This is a genomic window from Bacillota bacterium, assembly GCA_018818595.1.
Classification (GTDB): Bacteria; Bacillota_I; Bacilli_A; order Izemoplasmatales; family Hujiaoplasmataceae; genus JAHIRM01.
Map to the genome: position 1 here is coordinate 1 of JAHIRM010000054.1, position 3,651 is coordinate 3,651.

Genomic DNA, 3,651 nt, shown 5'->3' on the forward strand with positions numbered 1-3,651 from the left:
CGTGCAGACCCTCCCCATACTTGTTTTAGCCGATGGTCAGCCAGATCGGTTTGTACTCAGTGGCAACACCAGCAGTTCCATGACACCATCCTACCTTTCCTTCGGTTGCGTCCGTGTCGATGGTGTTGACCGCCCCCGCAACATCCGAGCTCTGCTCATAGGCATTCCCGGTCCCAGTAGTTTCCTGCACCAAGACAATCCCAAGGCCCGTGGTCTGAAACCAGGCGTAGTAAGCCGCTGTAACCACAATTCTCGGAATACCGACAGGTTGCGTCACTGTGGTACTCTCAATCACATCATTGTACGGACTGTGAATCAGGCTAAACTCCGAAGATGTGGTCAAAGCCGTGTTGATAGGCTCGTCAAGACTGATGACAATCGAAATTCCTGTAGTAGTGATGGCCGTATTGCTGGCAATCTCGTAATACTGCCCTTCACCAGCCGCATCGTTGATTTGAAGCTGTCCGCCCTTCAGTTCATCCGCAAGAATAGCAGTCCCGGCGGTCACGGTAAGGGTCAACTGCCTGTCGCCTACCGCAGCGGCAACCGCAGCCAAATTGACATGCGCAGCAGCACAATCAGCACTGACAGCCAGTTTCCCGGCAGACAGGTTGCTTGCACCCGCCCTCCCATACCGATACATAACCCCCTTGTAAAACCGGGGCTCTCCTACAATGTGCAGGCGAGTCGAGGACTGCGAAAACACATCCTGTTTCCATCCTGCCACCTTAAAGTCGTTATTCATAATATTATTCTCCTTAAATCAGGAAGTTATAGGTTTAGGTCAAGTTACTGTGAGCCGCATGGGACTTTCTGTTGTTGACCACCATATTGCCGTCGAAGAAAATCTTCATCGTCTTGTCGTTCGCACTGTTCGGTATTTTCTCCCACTTGGTTCTCATGTAGTAGCCCTGCTGATGCACGGCAAATCCCACATGATTCTCGTTGATGGCAAACAGATACCCGCTCGGACAATAATCGTCCGGGAAGAAACTGGCCCCTTCAAACTCGACACCCGTAAACGATGCCTTGGCCGTCCTTTCATCCTTCACAAAACGCTGCTGAAGCTGAAGAATGCTGACCACCACATTGTAAAGCGTTTCAGTGGTGACAAGCATACCCGCCCGGCCACGCGCCCCGTCTCTGACCTTGCACAAAGTCCGAAGATCCCTCAGAACATCAAGGGAAATACCCTCGGCTGTGGCGGTTCGATGACCTTGCCACGGAAACGAACCGTCCGCTGACACAAGGTCGGCTTCCTGCAAGTTACCGTAAGCCGTGGTTGTGGTTTCGTGACAACATGCCCGGAGGCCGGTCAATCGCTCGGAATCCCCGCCCGGCTCGTCGTAGATACTGCCTGCAAGCAGGTTAGTCAGGGACTTCTGCGCCCCGCCAACCCTCTGCTTTACAAGCTGAACCTGGGCATAATCCCCGGCGTTCTTCAGCATGTCGATCCGGTAGACCGTGGCGTTGGAATACAGTATTGTTACCGTGAAGGCGTTTAATCCCTCACATCTTGCGGTTGTCCCCGCAAGCTCAGATCATATCTTCTCGCTGTAGAGACACAACGAGTGGGGCGCTCGTGTCGGGCTTATTGGTTGTTGAATCCTCACCCATTGATCGTTGAACCTTTCCGCCTACAATCAAACTCAACTTCGGCAGACTTGGCTGCTGATTGTCCTCAACCGTATTGTTAGGAGTTTCCAGCAATTCACCCCAGTGCGTATTGTGAGCTAATGAATGGCAACGGACACAGAGAGTAATTCCATCCTGAAGGGTATGATCTTCCATGATATGAAAGGCTATCCGCCTTTTTTCTTCAAAAATATCAGGGTTTAATTTAGGATGACTCTCTAAGACCGCATCTCTAATTTTATGGTATGGACGAAGGTGGTGAACTTCCAAATCTCCGCCATGCTTATTGCAAATTTGGCAGGTATAGTCGTCCCTTTTGAGAATTGGGAAAATCCAAGAAGGCTTCAGGAGGCAGTGAACAATGCTGTTCAGTTCTGCCACACCGCCTTTCCAGTTATGGTGATTCTCGCCTAAAGTTCGCCTTGCTGCACAGGCACGGCATCGCTTCGCAGTCTTTTTGTAAATTGCTGACCTACTCAGTTTTAAACCACAATCTACACACCACTTGTGCGTCGCTACCAACTTAGTCGTAATTCTAAGTCGGGCAGCCTTGTGCTGTACGCTCTGCTTGGTACGACTTAACAATGATGCAATGTGCTTGTTAGGAAGCGTACCGTAAAGCCTTCTGAGAAACCCAATCTCTTCTTTTGTCCAATCGTTTCTTGCCATTTAACTCACAAAGAGCCTAATGTACCACAATTAAGCATGAACCCAATTGAATCGAGCCGCATTTACGCTTTCTCTGTCATCCGAACTGATGGTGTCGCCTCGGCTGTAAAACCCGGCTTCCTGTCCATCATATTCCAGAGGGATACGGATTCTATTTCCGCCGTCTGGACGTTCCCAGATGCCTTTCTTTTGTTTTAGGAGTCGGTTCAGGAGAAAGGAGGTGTAGAAGTAAATATCTACGGCCTTCCCCCCGTCCGCCATGAAATAATCGTTAGTTACGGCAGTTTGTTATCGCAAGGCCATTTAAACCCTGCTTCTTACGGTTTCCCGCAAGCTCAGCACTATCTCATCTACTCAAGGGAATTGAGCAGTGGGGCGCTCGTGTCGCTATTACTTTCCCCGGCATAACCCGGTAGGAGTCGAGCGTTAGTCGTTGAACCTTCAAAGGAATTACTTCCTAAGCTTGGCTGCGGATTGTCTTCGGCACTACCCGTTAAGAGGTCCCCGCAGTTCACCCCATTTGCAAGGTGATGATTCTTATGGCAGTCACGGCATAAGGTCACACCATCATTTAATGTGTGCGCTTCAATCACTAATTCAGCGATTTGTTCCCTGTCCTCGTAAAGATTTTGGTCGAGTTCAGGGTTTCCCTTTATTACCGTGTCCCTAATTTGGGCAAATGTTTTGACATGATGAGCCACCATGGTTTCGCTGTGCTTTCCGCACAACCGACAGGTGTAGTTGTCTCTTTGAAAGACATACTTTGTCCAAGCAGTGTAAAGCCTGCCTCTTATCATTTCTGATACGGTGCAAACTCCGCCTTTCCATGAGGGACTTAAAGGGCCTTTGCGTTCGCTCATCTTGTGTCCGTGCGCTTTTCGGGTTTCATCTGTCCATTTTCCCCTATTGCGCTTGGCTGTCTTGCTTCTCGCTTCTTTACCCACTCTAAGCCCAAGACGAACAGCCATGTTGCGTATAGCGGTTTGGCTTCTGTCCATCTCTTCAGAGAGGATAAGCGGTCCTTTGTCGGCATAGTTGGCACGGATATACTCAAGCTCTTCATCTGCATATCCCTGCTCGAACCGTAAATCCAACTGTGCCGCTTTTTGGTAGACACTGCTCATCGTTCTGTCTAATTTCTCAGCGCACCCTTTTGGACCAATTTCAATATAGTGCCCTTGAAGGAACTGTGTTTCTTGCTGAGAATATTCACCCGTTACTGCCATTGCATCACCTTGGAGCCCTATCTCGACTCAAGTTCCGCATAAGTTAAAGCCATTGTTGAATCTCCTTATAGTACGGTGGAGGGACCCGTTTACCTCGCCATTTGTGCGGCGCGTCTTGCTC

4 protein-coding genes are annotated in these 3,651 nt (G+C 49.7%); all 4 read right to left on the reverse strand.

Annotated features, from left to right (window positions below):
* Window positions 1-25: 25 nt before the first annotated feature.
* The 4 genes from KJ971_08605 to KJ971_08620 all read right to left on the reverse strand — a co-directional run bounded on the left by KJ971_08605 (window position 26) and on the right by KJ971_08620 (window position 3,530).
* A complete protein-coding gene (locus KJ971_08605) occupies window positions 26-745 on the reverse strand; it encodes a hypothetical protein (protein MBU1145891.1) in 720 nt (239 codons plus the stop codon).
* Window positions 746-779: 34 nt separating this feature from the next.
* Window positions 780-1,484: a phage major capsid protein gene (locus KJ971_08610; GenBank protein MBU1145892.1), complete on the reverse strand. Its 705-nt coding sequence runs from the start codon at window positions 1,482-1,484 to the stop codon at window positions 780-782.
* Window positions 1,485-1,536: 52 nt separating this feature from the next.
* On the reverse strand, window positions 1,537-2,016 hold the full coding sequence (locus tag KJ971_08615) for a hypothetical protein (protein ID MBU1145893.1): 480 nt from the start codon (window positions 2,014-2,016) through the stop codon (window positions 1,537-1,539).
* Between the two features lie 638 nt (window positions 2,017-2,654).
* On the reverse strand, window positions 2,655-3,530 hold the full coding sequence (locus tag KJ971_08620) for a hypothetical protein (protein MBU1145894.1): 876 nt from the start codon (window positions 3,528-3,530) through the stop codon (window positions 2,655-2,657).
* Window positions 3,531-3,651 lie beyond the last annotated feature (121 nt).

Coding starts and splice junctions, on each gene's coding strand:
- KJ971_08620 (MBU1145894.1), bottom strand. CDS start 3,530: ATGGCAGTAACGGGTGAATATTCTCAGCAAGAAACACAGTTCCTTCAA.
- KJ971_08605 (MBU1145891.1), bottom strand. CDS start 745: ATGAATAACGACTTTAAGGTGGCAGGATGGAAACAGGATGTGTTTTCG.